General features: G+C 55.1%; 12 protein-coding genes. 8 read left to right on the forward strand and 4 right to left on the reverse strand.

What is annotated here, in order from left to right; translation table 11 throughout:
• Positions 1 to 186: 186 nt before the first annotated feature.
• The 3 genes from msrQ to B3B59_RS08370 all read right to left on the reverse strand — a co-directional run bounded on the left by msrQ (position 187) and on the right by B3B59_RS08370 (position 2,839).
• The gene (gene msrQ, locus B3B59_RS08360; RefSeq protein WP_046885751.1) at positions 187 to 786 is read right to left on the reverse strand and encodes a protein-methionine-sulfoxide reductase heme-binding subunit MsrQ; all 600 of its coding nucleotides are present in this window, start codon (positions 784 to 786) and stop codon (positions 187 to 189) included.
• Positions 786 to 1,787 (reverse strand): protein-methionine-sulfoxide reductase catalytic subunit MsrP, encoded by a 1,002-nt coding sequence (msrP, locus tag B3B59_RS08365; RefSeq protein ID WP_040073825.1) that lies wholly within the window; start codon positions 1,785 to 1,787, stop codon positions 786 to 788. Before msrP ends, msrQ begins: the two co-directional genes overlap by 1 nt.
• Before the next feature lie 77 nt (positions 1,788 to 1,864).
• Positions 1,865 to 2,839, reverse strand: a complete 975-nt coding sequence (locus B3B59_RS08370; RefSeq protein ID WP_286808694.1) for an MDR family oxidoreductase — start codon at positions 2,837 to 2,839, stop codon at positions 1,865 to 1,867.
• Between the two features lie 183 nt (positions 2,840 to 3,022).
• On the opposite strand from B3B59_RS08370, the gene csrD reads away from it, so the two are divergent.
• From csrD to tldD, 8 genes are all read left to right on the forward strand, one after another.
• Positions 3,023 to 4,963, forward strand: a complete 1,941-nt coding sequence (gene csrD / locus B3B59_RS08375; RefSeq protein ID WP_286808696.1) for an RNase E specificity factor CsrD — start codon at positions 3,023 to 3,025, stop codon at positions 4,961 to 4,963.
• Positions 4,964 to 5,245: 282 nt separating this feature from the next.
• On the forward strand, positions 5,246 to 6,289 hold the full coding sequence (gene mreB / locus B3B59_RS08380; RefSeq protein ID WP_000913396.1) for a rod shape-determining protein MreB: 1,044 nt from the start codon (positions 5,246 to 5,248) through the stop codon (positions 6,287 to 6,289).
• Positions 6,290 to 6,350: 61 nt separating this feature from the next.
• Positions 6,351 to 7,364: a rod shape-determining protein MreC gene (gene mreC / locus B3B59_RS08385; RefSeq protein ID WP_040073828.1), complete on the forward strand. Its 1,014-nt coding sequence runs from the start codon at positions 6,351 to 6,353 to the stop codon at positions 7,362 to 7,364.
• The gene (mreD, locus tag B3B59_RS08390; protein WP_040073829.1) at positions 7,364 to 7,852 is read left to right on the forward strand and encodes a rod shape-determining protein MreD; all 489 of its coding nucleotides are present in this window, start codon (positions 7,364 to 7,366) and stop codon (positions 7,850 to 7,852) included. The genes mreC and mreD overlap by 1 nt, the downstream gene beginning before the upstream one ends.
• A gap of 10 nt (positions 7,853 to 7,862) precedes the next feature.
• The gene (locus B3B59_RS08395) at positions 7,863 to 8,456 is read left to right on the forward strand and encodes a Maf family protein (protein ID WP_046885754.1); all 594 of its coding nucleotides are present in this window, start codon (positions 7,863 to 7,865) and stop codon (positions 8,454 to 8,456) included.
• The gene (gene rng / locus B3B59_RS08400) at positions 8,446 to 9,915 is read left to right on the forward strand and encodes a ribonuclease G (protein ID WP_040073831.1); all 1,470 of its coding nucleotides are present in this window, start codon (positions 8,446 to 8,448) and stop codon (positions 9,913 to 9,915) included. Before B3B59_RS08395 ends, rng begins: the two co-directional genes overlap by 11 nt.
• A 45-nt stretch (positions 9,916 to 9,960) precedes the next feature.
• Complete coding sequence (gene yhdP, locus B3B59_RS08405; protein WP_286808698.1) at positions 9,961 to 13,761, forward strand: AsmA2 domain-containing protein YhdP; 3,801 nt, start codon at positions 9,961 to 9,963, stop codon at positions 13,759 to 13,761.
• A gap of 90 nt (positions 13,762 to 13,851) precedes the next feature.
• Positions 13,852 to 15,297, forward strand: a complete 1,446-nt coding sequence (gene tldD, locus B3B59_RS08410; RefSeq protein WP_286808700.1) for a metalloprotease TldD — start codon at positions 13,852 to 13,854, stop codon at positions 15,295 to 15,297.
• A 38-nt stretch (positions 15,298 to 15,335) separates the two neighbouring features.
• Here tldD and aaeR read toward each other — a convergent pair whose 3' ends face one another.
• On the reverse strand, positions 15,336 to 16,262 hold the full coding sequence (gene aaeR, locus B3B59_RS08415) for an HTH-type transcriptional activator AaeR (protein ID WP_040073834.1): 927 nt from the start codon (positions 16,260 to 16,262) through the stop codon (positions 15,336 to 15,338).
• Positions 16,263 to 16,278: the final 16 nt, after the last annotated feature.

Here is a 16,278-nt window from a genome sequence, read left to right on the forward strand (position 1 = left end):
CGATGCGCGATTGTCACCCTTTCAGAGGCCCAAAACCTCTGTCAGGAAAACCAAAGTCGCACATTATAACGATTTCGTAGCATTTGGCAGCTAAATACTGGTCTTATCAGGGAAGATTATCAACCGCAAACCCAAAAAGATTCACGGATGATAAGTATTCTGCGGGAAAACGCACAGTTTCGCGAACTATCGCAACCACTGGCGGAACTTCTTATAACGCCACGCCAGCAGGCCCAACGCCAGCAACGCATAGATGATGGGCTGCGGCGAGAGAATTTTCACCGACCACAGGTAATGAATGGGGGCGAGGATCGCAACAAGATAGACGAAGTTGTGCAGATACTGCCACCGTCGGCCCAGTTTTCGCTGGGCATACTGCGTCGAGGTGAGCGTCAGCGCCAGCAGAATCAGCCAGCTTACAATGCCCAGCGTCAGGTAAGGGCGCGTCACCAGTTCGCGGCCCAGTAGCGACAAATTGTTAATCCCCAGCTCAAGCAGCGCATAGCTGGTGAGATGGATTGTCGCCCAGGCAAAACACCATAGCCCTAACAGACGACGGGTGCGTATCAATAATGGCTGTTTAGCGTAACGCGCCAGCGGTGAGACCAGCAAGGTTGCCAGTAAAAATTTCAGAGCCATCCTACCCGTAAAATGCTGGATATCTTTCGCCGGGTCGGCGCTGAACGCGCCAGCATTCACTGCCCAGAACAGCCATATAAAAGGAAGCGCTCCGGCAAGATGCAGGGCGACCTTCAGCCAGGTAATCTGTTTTGCCGTCAGCCGCACTAGAAATTCTCCCGGAGATCGAGGCCGCGATAGAGCGATGCCACCTGATCGGCATAGCCATTGAAAAGCAGCGTAGGCTGGCGTTTCACATCCAGCGCACCGCCGGAGCCGATAAAACGTTCAGTAGCCTGCGACCAGCGAGGGTGGTCCACATGCGGGTTCACGTTGGCATAAAAACCATATTCATCGGACGCGGCGAGGTTCCAGGTGGTCGGCGGACGTTCACGGGTCAGCTTAATGCTGACGATAGATTTAATCCCTTTAAATCCATACTTCCACGGCACGGTCAGGCGAACAGGGGCACCATTTTGCGGGGGCAGCGCTTTGCCATATACCCCAACGGTCAACAGCGTGAGAGGATGCATCGCTTCGTCAAGACGCAGGCCCTCTACGTAGGGATACTGCAGCCCGCCGCCGATAAAACGATCTTTTTGGCCAGGCATCTGCTCAGGGGAGTAAAGCGTCTGGAAGGCGACATATTTTGCATTGCTGGTCGGCTCTACCATCGCCAGCAGTTTGTGAAGCGGAAAACCGATCCACGGCACCACCATCGACCAGGCTTCTACGCAACGCATACGATAGATGCGCTCCTCCAGCGGAAAGCGGGTGGTGAGGTCATGGTGATCCAGCGTTAAAGGTTTCGCGACTTCACCGTCAATAGTTAACGTCCAGGGATCGGTCTTCATACTGCCGGCATTGGCCGCAGGATCGGCCTTATCCAGGCCAAACTCATAGAAGTTGTTATAGCCGGTGACCTTATCTTCCGGCGTCAGGGCAAGTTTGCTCTGCCATTGATCGGGTCTGGAGAACGTCAGTGGCTTACCAGCGGGGGCTTTCGGACGATCATTGCCTTTGAACCAGTCGAGCAGATCGGCGTGAGCCGAAGGGGTAAGGGTGAGTGCAGTGGCGCTGATGCCAAGCATTTTCAGGATCTGTCGGCGCTGGAGCATAAAAGCCGATTCAGCAGTTACATCGGCTTCCGTCAGTTTTTTCATTTTCATGGCATCCTCCGTCATGCGATGAGGTAAGCATGACGGAGGAGTGAGGTTAATGCGAATATGTCACGAAAAATTGAAGATTAGGCGATTTTAACCAGCGTACGACCCTGGGCCTGGTTGGAGATAATCTTCGCAGCATATTCTGCCGCCTGCTCGAGGCCAATCTGGGTTGCACTCTGGGCAAAGAACGCTTCCGGCAAATCGCGAACCAGCCGCGTCCATGCTTCGGTACGGCGAGCGGCGGGCGTCATAACGGAATCTACCCCCTGCAAACGCACGTTGCGCAGAATAAATGGCATCACCGTGGTGGGCAGTGCAAAGCCGCCCGCCAGACCGCAGGCCGCCACGCAGCCGCCGTAGTTCATCTGAGCCAGCACTTTCGCCAGCACTTTATCGCCGACGGTATCCACCGCACCGGCCCAGAGCTGTTTTTCCAGCGGACGGGTTTCAGCGAATTCGTCGCGGCCCAGAATGCGGCTCGCCCCCAGCTTGCGCAGATAATCATGGGTGCTTTCGCGACCAGAGACCGCCGCGACCTGATAGCCGAGCTTATGTAACAGTGCGACCGCGGTGCTCCCTACGCCGCCGCTGGCGCCGGTCACCACGATTTCGCCCGATTGCGGCGTAACACCCGCCTCTTCGAGCGCCATAACGCAGAGCATGGCGGTGAAGCCGGCGGTGCCGATGATCATGGCTTTACGGCCATCAAGGCCTTTCGGCATAGGAACCAGCCAGTCGCCCTTCACGCGAGCCTGAGCGGCGAGGCCACCCCAGTGATTTTCGCCAACGCCCCAGCCGGTCAGCAGCACCTGCTGCCCGGCATGGAAGCGAGGATCTTCACTGGTATGAACGCGACCCGCAAAGTCGATACCCGGAACCATGGGGAAGTTTCGGATAATTTTACCCGCACCAGTAATGGCGAGCGCGTCTTTGTAGTTCAGGCTCGACCAGTCAATATCAACGGTCACGTCGCCTTCAGGCAGTCGGCTCTCTTCGATGGCTTGCACTGTGGCAAGCGTTTTGCCGTCCTGCTGTTCTAAGATCAAAGCCTGCATACAGGTTCCTTACTAAGCATGATGATGGGAAAATAATTTCTGAAGACTATACTCGCACAGTGAAACGCGATGCCGATTTAACGCAATAAATTGCCAGAAACACCAGGTTTGGTAGTATGCCGCTGTTTAAAGCGAGTTAGCGCTCACTCGCTATCCTCATTCACTCACGGAGTAATCTCAAGGATGCGATTATCGACGAAGTTCTCCGCTTTTATCACCTTGCTGACCGGCATGACCATTTTCGTCATTCTGATTGGCTGTTCACTGAGCTTCTATAACGCCGTTCAGGACAAACTGGTCAACCGCGTGCAGGCCGTGGCCTCGGTCATTGATACACGACTTGTCAGCACGTCGTTTTCCCAGCTCTCCGGCCAGCTTGACGAACTGATGGCACCAACTGACATCGTCAGCATTGAGATAAAGCAGGGCAGAGAGACGGTCTTTCACCATCAGCGCACCGGGGTATACCACTCTGCAGGCATACAGATGCAGTATCGCGAACAGGACATCCATTCGCTGAAAAATCCGGGTATGACCCTCAGACTGATATATCAGGATCCGATGAACAACTACCTCCACTCGCTGATGACCACCGCGCCACTCACCCTCGCCGTTGCCTTTATCGCGTTGTTACTCCTGTTGGCCGTGCGCTGGCTGCGCCGCCAGCTCAACGGGCAGGAGTTACTTGAATCGCGTTCGGCGCGTATTCTGAACGGAGAGCGGGGGGCACAGGTTCGCGGGTCAGTCTATGAATGGCCATCCCGTACCAGCAGCGCGCTCGATGTCCTGCTCTCTGAAATCCAGTTTGCCAGCGATCAGCGCAGTCGCATGGACACCCTGATTCGCTCTTATGCCGCGCAGGACAACAAAACCGGTCTCAATAATCGTCTCTTCTTTGATAACCAGTTGGCCACGCTGCTGGAAGACCAGGAGAAAGTGGGCTCCCACGGCGTGGTTATGTTAGTTCGCCTGCCAGACTTTGATCTGATGAAAGATAACTGGGGACGTACGGTCGCAGAAGAGCATCTGTTTACCCTTATTAATCTGCTCTCAACATTTATTATGCGTTACCCGGGCGCGTTACTGGCCCGCTATCATCGCAGTGATTATGCAGTGTTGCTTCCCCATCGCACGTTGAAAGAATCCGAAAGTATTGCCAGCCTGCTGCTTAAAACCGTGGATGCCCTGCCGCCTACGAAAATGCTCGATCGCGATGATATGGTGCATATTGGCATCTGCGCCTGGCGTGGCGGGCAGACGACGGAGCAAGTAATGGAACACGCCGAAGCCGCTACCCGTAACGCGGTGCTGCAGGGCGCCAACGGTTGGGCCGTGTACGACGACTCCCTGCCGGAGAAGGGGCGCGGCAACGTGCGCTGGCGTACCCTGATTGAGCAGACTCTGAACCGCGGTGGGCCGCGTATTTATCAGAAACCGGCGGTTACAAAAGATGGCATGGTCCATCATCGTGAACTGCTGTGCCGTATTTTTGATGGCAACGAAGAGGTGGTCTCGGCGGAGTACCTGCCGATGATCCTCCAGTTTGGGCTGTCGGAAGAGTACGACCGCCAGCAAATCACGCGCCTGATGCCTTTTTTATCTTTCTGGCCGGAAGAAAATCTGGCGATCCAGATAACCGTTGAATCGCTGATTCGCCCGCGTTTTCAGCGCTGGCTGCGTGATGTTTTGATGCAGTGTGAAAAATCACAGCGAAAACGGATTATTTTTGAACTTGCAGAGGCAGATGTCTGTCAACATATCAGCCGGTTACAAGCGATAGTACGTTTGATCACTGCGCTTGGCGCTCGCGTGGCGGTAACCCAGGCGGGTTTAACGCTGGTCAGTACCAGCTGGATCAAGACCCTTGAGGTGGCACTGTTAAAGCTCCATCCGGGTCTGGTTCGGAACATTGAAAAGCGCACGGAAAACCAGCTGCTGGTGCAGAGTCTGGTGGAAGCGTGCAAAGGGACACAGACGCAAGTATTTGCCACTGGCGTGCGCAGCAGAAGTGAATGGCAGACGTTGACAGAGCGCGGCGTGTCAGGCGGTCAGGGGGATTTTTTTGCTGCCTCTCAGCCGCTTGACAGCAATGTGAAAAAATATTCGCAAAGATACTCTGTTTAACCTGCCGTTTAATTTGTTTTCACGTAGAATATCGCGCCTGTAGCTTGAGTATGACGAGCAAAAAAGACAGTGAACGACCTTTGACTGGTTACAAATGAAAGTGTGAGGAACACTGCTGTTGATTCAGCCCTGAGGGAGTCAGGTGTCGATTTGTAACAAAGGAAACGTACTGCACTAATTTTCACCGTAGCAGATGATTTTTGCGCCTTGTCGCTGCTGCGCGTGGTTGGTAAAGTAAGCGGATTTTGTTTTCCGCCCCAGCTTTCAGGATTATCCCTTAGTATGTTGAAAAAATTTCGTGGCATGTTTTCCAATGACCTGTCCATTGACCTGGGTACCGCGAATACCCTTATCTATGTAAAAGGACAAGGCATCGTACTGAATGAGCCTTCCGTTGTGGCCATTCGTCAGGATCGTGCTGGTTCACCGAAAAGCGTGGCGGCCGTTGGTCATGACGCTAAGCAGATGCTTGGTCGTACCCCAGGTAACATCGCAGCTATTCGCCCGATGAAAGACGGCGTTATCGCTGACTTCTTCGTGACCGAAAAAATGCTTCAGCACTTCATTAAGCAGGTGCATAGCAATAGCTTCATGCGTCCAAGCCCGCGCGTTCTGGTGTGCGTGCCGGTAGGTGCTACCCAGGTTGAGCGTCGTGCTATCCGTGAATCCGCTCAGGGCGCCGGTGCGCGTGAAGTCTTCCTGATTGAAGAGCCGATGGCTGCCGCAATTGGCGCGGGTCTGCCGGTTTCCGAAGCCACCGGTTCCATGGTTGTAGATATCGGTGGTGGTACCACTGAAGTCGCCGTTATCTCCCTGAACGGCGTGGTCTACTCCTCCTCCGTACGTATCGGCGGTGACCGTTTCGACGAAGCCATCATTAATTATGTGCGCCGTAACTACGGCTCTCTGATCGGTGAAGCGACCGCAGAGCGTATCAAGCACGAAATCGGTTCTGCCTATCCGGGCGACGAAGTGCGTGAAATCGAAGTTCGCGGACGTAACCTGGCTGAAGGCGTTCCACGCGGCTTTACCCTGAACTCCAACGAAATCCTCGAAGCGCTGCAGGAGCCATTGACCGGTATCGTGAGCGCCGTGATGGTTGCCCTGGAACAGTGCCCGCCGGAACTGGCTTCCGATATCTCCGAGCGCGGTATGGTTCTGACTGGTGGTGGTGCGCTGCTGCGTAACCTCGATCGCCTGTTGATGGAAGAGACAGGTATTCCTGTCGTAGTTGCAGAAGATCCACTGACTTGCGTAGCCCGTGGCGGCGGCAAGGCGCTGGAGATGATCGACATGCACGGCGGCGACTTGTTCAGCGAAGAGTAGTCGGAAGTGAAAGGGTAGCGGATGCTACCCTTTCTCTCTGACGCGAGAGTACGCATAGCCTATGAAGCCAATTTTTAGCCGTGGCCCGTCGCTACAGTTTCGCCTGATTTTGGCGTTGCTGGTGGCGCTCGGCGTCATTATCGCCGATAGCCGCCTCGGTACGTTCAGCCAGATCCGAACGTACATGGATACCGCCGTCAGTCCTTTCTACTTTATATCAAATGGTCCCCGTGAATTGCTGGATAGCGTCTCCCAGACGTTGTCATCGCGCGACCAGCTCGAACTTGAAAACCGTGCATTACGCCAGGAGTTGCTGCTGAAAAACAGCGAACTGCTGATGCTGGGCCAGTATCGTCAGGAAAATGCTCGTCTGCGTGAGCTGTTAGGATCGCCGCTGCGTCAGGATGAGCAGAAAATGGTTACCCAGGTCATCTCGACCGTTAACGATCCCTATAGCGATCAGGTGGTCATCGACAAAGGCAGCGTAAACGGTGTTTACGAAGGCCAGCCGGTTATCAGCGACAAAGGCGTTGTAGGGCAGGTGGTCGCCGTTGCTAAGCTGACCAGCCGCGTTTTATTGATTTGTGATGCAACGCATGCATTGCCGATTCAGGTATTACGTAACGATATACGCGTGATTGCTGCCGGCAACGGTTGTACTGATGATCTGCAACTGGAGCATCTGCCTGCTAACACCGACATTCGGGTGGGTGATGTACTGGTGACATCGGGTCTGGGGGGGCGTTTCCCGGAAGGTTATCCTGTGGGTGTGGTCTCCTCTGTGAGGCTGGATACTCAGCGCGCCTATACCGTGATTCAGGCTCGTCCAACGGCCGGTCTGCAGCGTCTGCGTTATCTGTTATTGCTCTGGGGCGCAGATCGCAACGGCAGTAACCCAATGACGCCGGAAGATGTGCACCGTGTGGCAAATGAACGTCTGATGCAGATGATGCCGCAGGTGTTACCATCACCGGACGCGATGGGGCCACCGGCGCCCGTTCCGGCGCCAGCGACGGGGCTAACCCAGCCTCAGCCTGCTACGCCGCCACCGCAGCGCTCCCCGGGAGGGCAATAGTGGCAAGTTATCGTAGCCAGGGACGCTGGGTTATCTGGCTCTCGTTTTTAGTCGCACTGCTACTGCAAGTTATGCCCTGGCCGGACGACATTCTTGTCTTCCGGCCAAATTGGGTACTGCTTATTCTGTTGTACTGGATTCTGGCGCTCCCGCACCGCGTAAATGTGGGCACGGGATTCGTGATGGGTGCCATACTGGATCTCATCAGTGGCTCTACGCTTGGCGTGCGCGCTTTGTCCATGAGCATCATTGCTTATCTGGTCGCACTAAAATTCCAGCTTTTTCGCAATCTGGCGCTCTGGCAACAGGCGCTGGTGGTGATGTTGTTATCTCTTGCTGCGGATATCATTGTTTTCTGGGCAGAGTTTTTAGTGATCAACGTCTCTTTCCGACCTGAAGTGTTCTGGAGTAGTGTAGTAAACGGTGTCCTCTGGCCATGGTTATTCCTGCTGATGCGTAAAATTCGCCAGCAGTTTGCCGTGCAATAAAAAGGTTTCTATGACGTCTTTGTATCTCGCTTCCGGCTCACCTCGCCGTCAGGAATTGCTGACCCAGTTGGGCGTAACGTTTGAACGCATCGTCACCGGCATTGAAGAAGTCCGGGCCAGTGGCGAAAGCGCTCAACAGTATGTTTCCCGCCTGGCGCGAGAGAAGGCACAGGCAGGCGTGGCGCAAACGCCGCGTGATTTACCCGTACTGGGCGCAGATACCATCGTTATCCTTAATGGTGAAGTCCTTGAGAAACCGCGCGATGGCGCTCACGCGGCGACCATGCTGCGCAAATTGTCCGGGCATACGCATCAGGTCATGACCGCCGTTGCCATCGCTGACAGCCAGCACGTACTGGATTGCCTGGTCGTTACCGATGTTACGTTCAGAGTGCTCACCGAAGAAGACATTACCGCTTACATCGACAGCGGTGAACCTATGGATAAAGCAGGTGCATACGGTATTCAAGGGTTGGGTGGCTGTTTTGTCAGGAAGATAAATGGCAGCTATCACGCCGTAGTCGGCTTACCGCTGGTGGAAACGTATGAGTTGCTGAGCAATTTTAACTCACTGCGTGAGAGAAGGGATAATTATGACGGCTGAATTGTTGGTAAACGTAACGCCATCGGAAACGCGTGTCGCTTATATTGATGGCGGCATTCTGCAGGAAATCCATATTGAGCGTGAAGCGCGACGCGGAATCGTAGGCAATATCTACAAAGGTCGTGTGAGTCGTGTGCTACCGGGTATGCAGGCGGCATTTGTAGATATTGGTCTGGATAAGGCCGCATTCCTTCATGCTTCTGACATCATGCCGCACACCGAATGCGTGGCGGGTGAAGAGCAAAAACAGTTTACCGTACGTGATATCTCGGAGCTGGTTCGTCAGGGGCAGGATCTGATGGTGCAGGTGGTGAAAGATCCCCTCGGTACCAAAGGTGCGCGTTTAACAACCGACATTACGCTGCCTTCCCGTTATCTGGTCTTTATGCCCGGTGCGTCTCACGTGGGGGTTTCCCAGCGCATTGAGAGCGAAACCGAACGCGAACGCCTGAAAAAAGTCGTCAGTGCCTATTGCGACGAGCAGGGCGGTTTTATCATTCGTACCGCCGCAGAAGGGATTAGCGAAGACGATCTGGCCTCGGACGCCGCCTACCTGAAACGCGTCTGGACCAAGGTGATGGAGCGTAAAAAACGCAACCAGACGCGCTATCAACTGTATGGCGAGCTGGCGCTGGCTCAGCGCGTTCTGCGCGACTTCGCCGACGCTCAGCTTGACCGCATCCGCGTCGACTCCCGTCTGACCTATGAAGCCTTGCTGGAATTTACCAGCGAGTACATTCCTGAAATGCCGGGTCTGCTGGAACACTATGTCGGCAAGCAGCCGATCTTCGATCTGTTCGACGTGGAGAACGAAATCCAGCGCGCGCTGGAGCGTAAAGTGGAATTGAAGTCCGGCGGTTATTTGATTATTGACCAGACCGAAGCCATGACGACGGTGGATATCAATACCGGTGCCTTTGTAGGCCACCGTAATCTTGATGACACCATCTTCAATACCAATATAGAAGCAACCCAGGCTATCGCCCGTCAGCTGCGACTGCGTAATCTTGGCGGCATTATCATCATCGACTTTATCGATATGAGTAATGAAGACCACCGTCGCCGCGTGCTGCATTCGCTGGAGCAGGCGCTCAGTAAAGACCGCGTTAAAACCAGTATTAACGGCTTCTCGCAGCTGGGGCTGGTGGAGATGACCCGCAAACGCACCCGCGAAAGCGTGGAGCACGTGCTCTGTAATGAGTGTCCGACGTGCCACGGCCGTGGCACAGTCAAGACCACCGAGACGGTTTGCTATGAAATCATGCGTGAAATTGTTCGCGTGCATCATGCCTACGACTCCGACCGTTTCCTGGTCTATGCTTCTCCTTCGGTGGCAGAAGCCCTGAAAGGGGAAGAGTCCCACGCATTGGCAGAAGTGGAAATTTTTGTCGGCAAACAGGTGAAAGTACAAATCGAACCGCTCTATAACCCGGAGCAATTCGATGTGGTAATGATGTAATACGCAGGCTGCTGCGATACGAGAACGGCTGACAAGGAGCGACGCGTGAGGCGACTGCCGGGGATTTTATTGCTTACAGGGGCAACGCTGATTGTGATTGTCGCGCTGCTGGTAAGCGGGCTGCGTCTCGTATTGCCGCATCTGGATAGCTGGCGCCCGCAGGTGCTGGCTAAACTGGGATCTGCGACCGGTATGCCGATTGAGGCCAGTAAGCTCAACGCCACCTGGCAAAATTTCGGCCCCACCCTCGACGTTCATGACATCAATGCCGGCCTGAAGGATGGCGGCTATCTGAAAATAAGCCGCGTCACCCTCGCTCTGGATGTCTGGCAAAGCTTGTTGCACCTGCGCTGGCAGTTTCGCGATCTCACCTTTTATCAGCTGAAGTTTGTAACCAATACGCCGTTAAGTAATGACAAACAGAGCGGTGGGTTTGAAGCAAACCGTATTAGCGATCTCTTTTTACGCCAGTTCGATCATTTCGATCTGCGCGACAGCGAAGTGAGTTTTATTACCCTCTCTGGCCAGCGTGCCGAACTGGCGATCCCGCAACTGACCTGGCTTAACGGTAAAGATCGCCATCGCGCCGAGGGACAGGTCAGCCTCTCCAGCCTGAACGGTCAGCACGGGATCGTGCAGGTACGTATGGACCTGCGTGATGATGACAGCGGTCTGCTAAACAATGGCAAAGTGTGGATGCAGGCTGACGACGTAGATGTTAAACCCTGGTTGGGTGAATGGCTGCAGAAAGATATGCAGCTGCAGACGGCGCGGTTCAGCATTGAAGGCTGGATGACCCTCAGTAAAGGCGAGATCGCCGGTGGGGACATCTGGCTGAAGCAGGGCGGCGCGAGCTGGCCGGGTGAAGATCGTCAGCATCGACTTATGGTGGATAACCTCACCGCGCATATTACCCGCGCTGGCGAAGGCTGGCAGTTTGCTATTCCTGATACCCGCATCACGCTGGATGATAAACCCTGGCCGCGTGGCGCGCTGGCGCTGGCGTGGATCCCGGAACAAGAAGTCGGCGGCAAAAATAGCAAGCGCAGCGATGAGTTGCGTATTCGCGCCAGTAACCTCGAGCTGGAAGGGCTTGAAGGATTGCGTTCAATGGCGTCTAAACTCTCACCGGCTCTGGGAGAAGTGTGGCAGGCGACACAGCCGGTCGGGGCCATTAACTCGCTGGCGCTGGATATTCCTCTGCAGGCTACCGAGAAAACCCGTTTCGACATCGCCTGGACCGACCTCGCCTGGAAACAGTGGAAGCTGCTGCCAGGGGCAGAACATTTCAGCGGAACCCTGGAAGGGAGCGTTGAAGATGGCCGTCTGACCGGCCAGATGAATAATGCCGTCATGCCTTATGAAACGGTCTTCCGCGCCCCGCTGGAGATTGAGAAAGGGACCGCAACGCTCAACTGGTTAAAGAACGAAAAAGGGTTCCAGCTGGATGGCCGCCATATTGATGTGAAAGCGAAAGCGGTACATGCCCGGGGCGACTTCCGTTATATGCAGCCTCAGGGCGAAGAACCCTGGCTGGGCATTCTGGCGGGTATTAGCACGGATGATGGGTCGCAGGCCTGGCGCTATTTTCCCGAAAACCTGATGGGCAAGGATCTGGTGGATTACCTGAGCGGTGCGATTCAGGGGGGCCAGGCGGACAACGCTACCCTGGTCTATGGCGGTAACCCGCACCTGTTCCCATACAAACATAATGAAGGCCAGTTCCAGGTGCTGGTCCCGCTGCATAACGCGACCTTTGCCTTCCAGCCGGACTGGCCGGCGCTAAAGAATCTCGATATCGAACTCAACTTCATCAACGACGGCCTGTGGATGAAGAGCGACAGCGTGGCGCTGGGCGGCGTGACTGCCAGCAACCTGAAGGCGGTTATCCCCGATTACTCAAAAGAAAAATTGCTGATTGATGCCGATATCAACGGGCCGGGTAAGGCCGTTGGGCCCTATTTTGCAGAGACTCCGTTGAAGGATTCCCTGGCTACGACCCTGGATGAGCTCCAGCTTGATGGTGATGTGAATGCTCGCTTACATCTGGATATTCCGCTCGACGGTGAAATGACCACCGCTGAAGGCGACGTGCATCTGCACGACAACGATCTGTTTATTAAACCCCTCAATAGCACCATCAATAACCTGAGTGGCCAGTTCAGCTTTGTGAATGGCAATCTGAAGAGTGAACCCCTGACGGCAAGCTGGTTTAAGCAGCCGGTCACTATCGACTTTTCGACCACCGAGGGGGAAAAGGCGTATCAGGTCGCGGTGAATCTGGATGCTAACTGGCAGCCAGCCCGTATGGATGTGCTGCCAAAACCGGTCAGTGAAGCGGTGAGCGGCTCGTTGCCATGGCAGGGGAAAGTGGCAATTGATCTGCCGTACCGTGGCAGCGCGAAATATAAGGTAGATATCACCAGCGATCTGAAGAATGTAAGCAGTCACTTACCTTCTCCGCTGAACAAGAGCGCAGGTGAAGCATTACCGGTCAAAATCAATGTCGATGGCAACCTTAACAGTTTTACCCTGACGGGCAACGCCGGTGCCAATAACCACTTCAACAGCCGCTGGCTGCTGAATCGCAAGCTAACGCTGGATCGGGCAATCTGGACCTCTGATAGCCGCACCCTCCCGCCGCTACCGGATCAGCCTGGCGTTGAACTGAATTTGCCAGCGATGGATGGCGCCGAGTGGCTTGGATTGTTACAAAAAGGGGTGGGGAAAAACGTGGATGATGCCGCGCAATTCCCGGAGCAGATCACCGTTCGGACCCCTTCGCTGGCGCTGGGCGGACAGCAGTGGAACAACTTGAGCATTGTCTCCCGACCGACGCCGACGGGATCGACGGTCGAGGCGCATGGTCGTGAAATCAACGCGACGCTAACGATGCGAGATGCCGCCCCATGGCTGGCTGATATCCGCTACCTCTATTTCAACCCGGCCTCACCGACGGGCAGTAACGACACTAACGCAATCCCCTTCGCGGCGAATAAACGCATCGATTTTACCGGCCTGCCTGACCTTCAACTGCGCTGTGCTGAATGCTGGCTGTGGGGACAAAAATATGGTCGCATCGACGGCGATTTTGCTATTAAGGGCAACACCCTGTCCCTGACGGACGGGCTGCTGGATACTGGCTTTGGCCGTTTGACGGTGAACGGTGAATGGGTAAACAGTGCGAGCGAGCAACGTACCTCGCTGAAAGGGCAGGTGAAAGGTAATAAGCTGGATGCCGCAGCAGGCTTCTTTGGGGTCACCACACCGGTTCGCGATTCGAATTTTGATGTCGATTATGACCTGCACTGGCGCAATCCGCCGTGGCAACCGGATGAGGCCTCGCTGAACGGAATCATCAAAGCGCGGCTTGGAAAGGGCCATATTGCCGACGTAAGCACCGGCCATGCCGGGCAAATTTTGCGTCTGCTGAGTTTTGATGCCCTGCTGCGTAAGCTGCGCTTCGACTTTAGCGATACCTTTAATGAAGGCTTCTACTACGATGCCATCCGTAGCACCGCCTGGATCAAGGACGGGGTACTGCATACGGACGACACCCTGGTTGATGGGCTGGAAGCTGACATCGCTATGAAAGGCTCCGTCAACCTGGTGCGTCGCGAACTGGATATGGAAGCGGTTGTCGCGCCGGAGATCTCCGCTACCGTCGGCGTGGCGGCGGCCTTTGCGGTTAACCCGATTGTGGGCGCTGCGGTGTTTGCAGCCAGTAGGGTGTTAGGACCACTGTGGAACAAGGTCTCGATTCTGCGCTATCGCATCACTGGCCCGGTAGATAAACCGCAGATTAATGAAGTCCTGCGCCAGCCGCGCAAAGATGCACAGCAATGATTTGACGCGGGCAATTAATTGCCTCACTCTCAATAGATAAGATCTTAATTACCGCCTCGTGGGCGGCAACGAACAACGAGTAGCAAAACGATGAGTCTGAACCTGGTAAGTGAACATTTGCTGGCAGCGAACGGCCTGAGTCATCAGGATCTGTTCTCTATTCTTGGTCAACTGACCGAACGCCGTCTCGACTACGGCGATCTCTATTTCCAGTCGAGCTATCACGAGTCCTGGGTGTTAGAAGACAGCATCATCAAAGATGGTTCCTGGAACATCGACCAGGGCGTGGGAGTCCGCGCGGTCAGCGGTGAGAAGACCGGTTTTGCCTATGCTGACCAGATTAGCCTGGCGTCGCTGACTCAGAGCGCACAGGCCGCTCGTACCATCGTGCGTGAGACGGGCAACGGACAAGCAAAAACCCTTGGCGAAGTATCACATACGGCGCTTTATACCAGTATCGATCCGCTGCAGAGCATGAGCCGCGAAGAGAAACTGGACATCCTGCGTCGCGTAGACAAAGTCGCCCGTGCGGCGGATAAGCGCGTACAGGAAGTGAGCGCCAGCCTGAGCGGTGTTTATGAATTGATCCTGGTGGCCGCCACCGATGGCACCCTGGCTGCCGATGTTCGTCCGCTGGTGCGTCTGTCGGTCAGCGTACAGGTTGAAGAGGATGGTAAACGCGAGCGCGGCTCAAGCGGCGGCGGCGGTCGTTTCGGTTATGAGTGGTTCCTTGCCGATGCGGATGGCGAAATGCGTGCCGACGCGTGGGCGAAAGAGGCCGTGCGCATGGCGCTGGTAAATCTCTCCGCCGTTGCAGCACCCGCGGGCACTCTGCCGGTCGTGTTGGGCGCAGGCTGGCCGGGCGTGCTGCTGCACGAAGCGGTCGGTCACGGTCTGGAAGGTGACTTCAACCGTCGCGGTACTTCAGTCTTCAGCGGCCAGATGGGTCAGCTGGTGGCGTCTGAACTTTGTACCGTTGTCGATGATGGCACCATGGCCGATCGCCGTGGCTCTATCTCAATCGATGACGAAGGGACGCCGGGGCAGTACAACGTCTTGATTGAAAATGGTGTGCTGAAAGGCTACATGCAGGACAAACTCAACGCGCGTCTGATGGGCGTGGCACCTACCGGTAACGGTCGCCGTGAGTCTTATGCCCATCTGCCGATGCCGCGTATGACGAACACCTACATGCTGGGTGGAAAATCCACGCCGCAAGAGATCATCGAGTCGGTCGATTACGGTATCTATGCCCCGAACTTTGGCGGTGGCCAGGTGGACATCACCTCCGGTAAATTTGTCTTCTCAACTTCAGAAGCCTATCTGATTGAGAAAGGCAAAGTCACCAAAGCGGTAAAAGGGGCGACGCTGATTGGTTCGGGTATTGAAGCGATGCAGCAAATCTCTATGGTCGGCAACGATCTCAAGCTGGATAACGGCGTGGGCGTGTGCGGCAAAGAGGGGCAAAGCTTGCCGGTTGGCGTAGGCCAGCCGACGCTGAAAGTAGATAACCTGACGGTGGGCGGCACGGCCTGATCCAACTCTGCTCCTCTTCCTGCGGGAAGAGGAGCCTGCTACTCCTTCCTTTTTTCCCGCATTGCCCGATACAGCTCCGCCACGTCCACAAAGTAATCTGTCAGATAGTTAATACAGACCTGCACCTTCAGCGGCAATTTATCCTTTTCAGTATAAAGCGCATAAACCGGACGCGGATCGGATTGATAGCGCGGGAAGAGGATCTCCAGCTCGCCGCTGTTGATCTCATTGATCACCCACATTAGCGGTACATAAGCGATCCCGGCGCCGGCCACCAGCCAGCGCGTTAAGGTCATGGGATCGTTGGTCACAAACCGTCCCTGCGGGATCAACTTTGTCGATAACCCCTCTGGCGCCACCAGCTCAAACGCGTTGTCCGGACGCACGCTGTACTCAAGCCAGGAGTGGTTACTGAGATCGGCAGGTTTATCCGGTATCCCGGCCTGCACAAGGTACTTTTTGGCGGCACAAACCACCATCGGCATGCTACCCAGTCGCCGGGAGAAGAGGCTGGAATCCTGGAGCGCGCCTACGCGGATCACCACGTCCAGACCGTCGGCAATCAGGTCCGGTGCCGGAATGCCGGTCACCAGATCAACTGACAGGCCTGGGTACTCTTTCAACATCTCTGCCGTCATACCGGCGAGGACATTTTGTGCCATAGTGGAAGAGCAACCGATACGCAGGGTACCAATGGGGGTGTTATTAAAGGCGTAGAGTTGCTCGTGCACCTCCTGCGCTTCATGCAGCATACGGCGGCAGCCCTGATAGTAAATTTTACCGGCTTCGGTCAGGCCGATACTGCGGGTACTGCGGTTAAGAAGTTTTACCTGAAGGTCATCTTCCAGTTTAGAGACGGTCTGACTGATCGACGAGACGCTCATCTGTAGTTGCCGGGCAGCGGAAGTAAATGAGCCCAGTTCAACGACTTTGGCAAAAACGGACATGCGTTTTAAACGTTCCATTATTCACTCTGGCTTA

It is taken from the genome of Leclercia sp. UBA2479 (genome assembly GCF_002341985.1).
GTDB classification, from domain to species: domain Bacteria; phylum Pseudomonadota; class Gammaproteobacteria; order Enterobacterales; family Enterobacteriaceae; genus Enterobacter; species Enterobacter pneumoniae.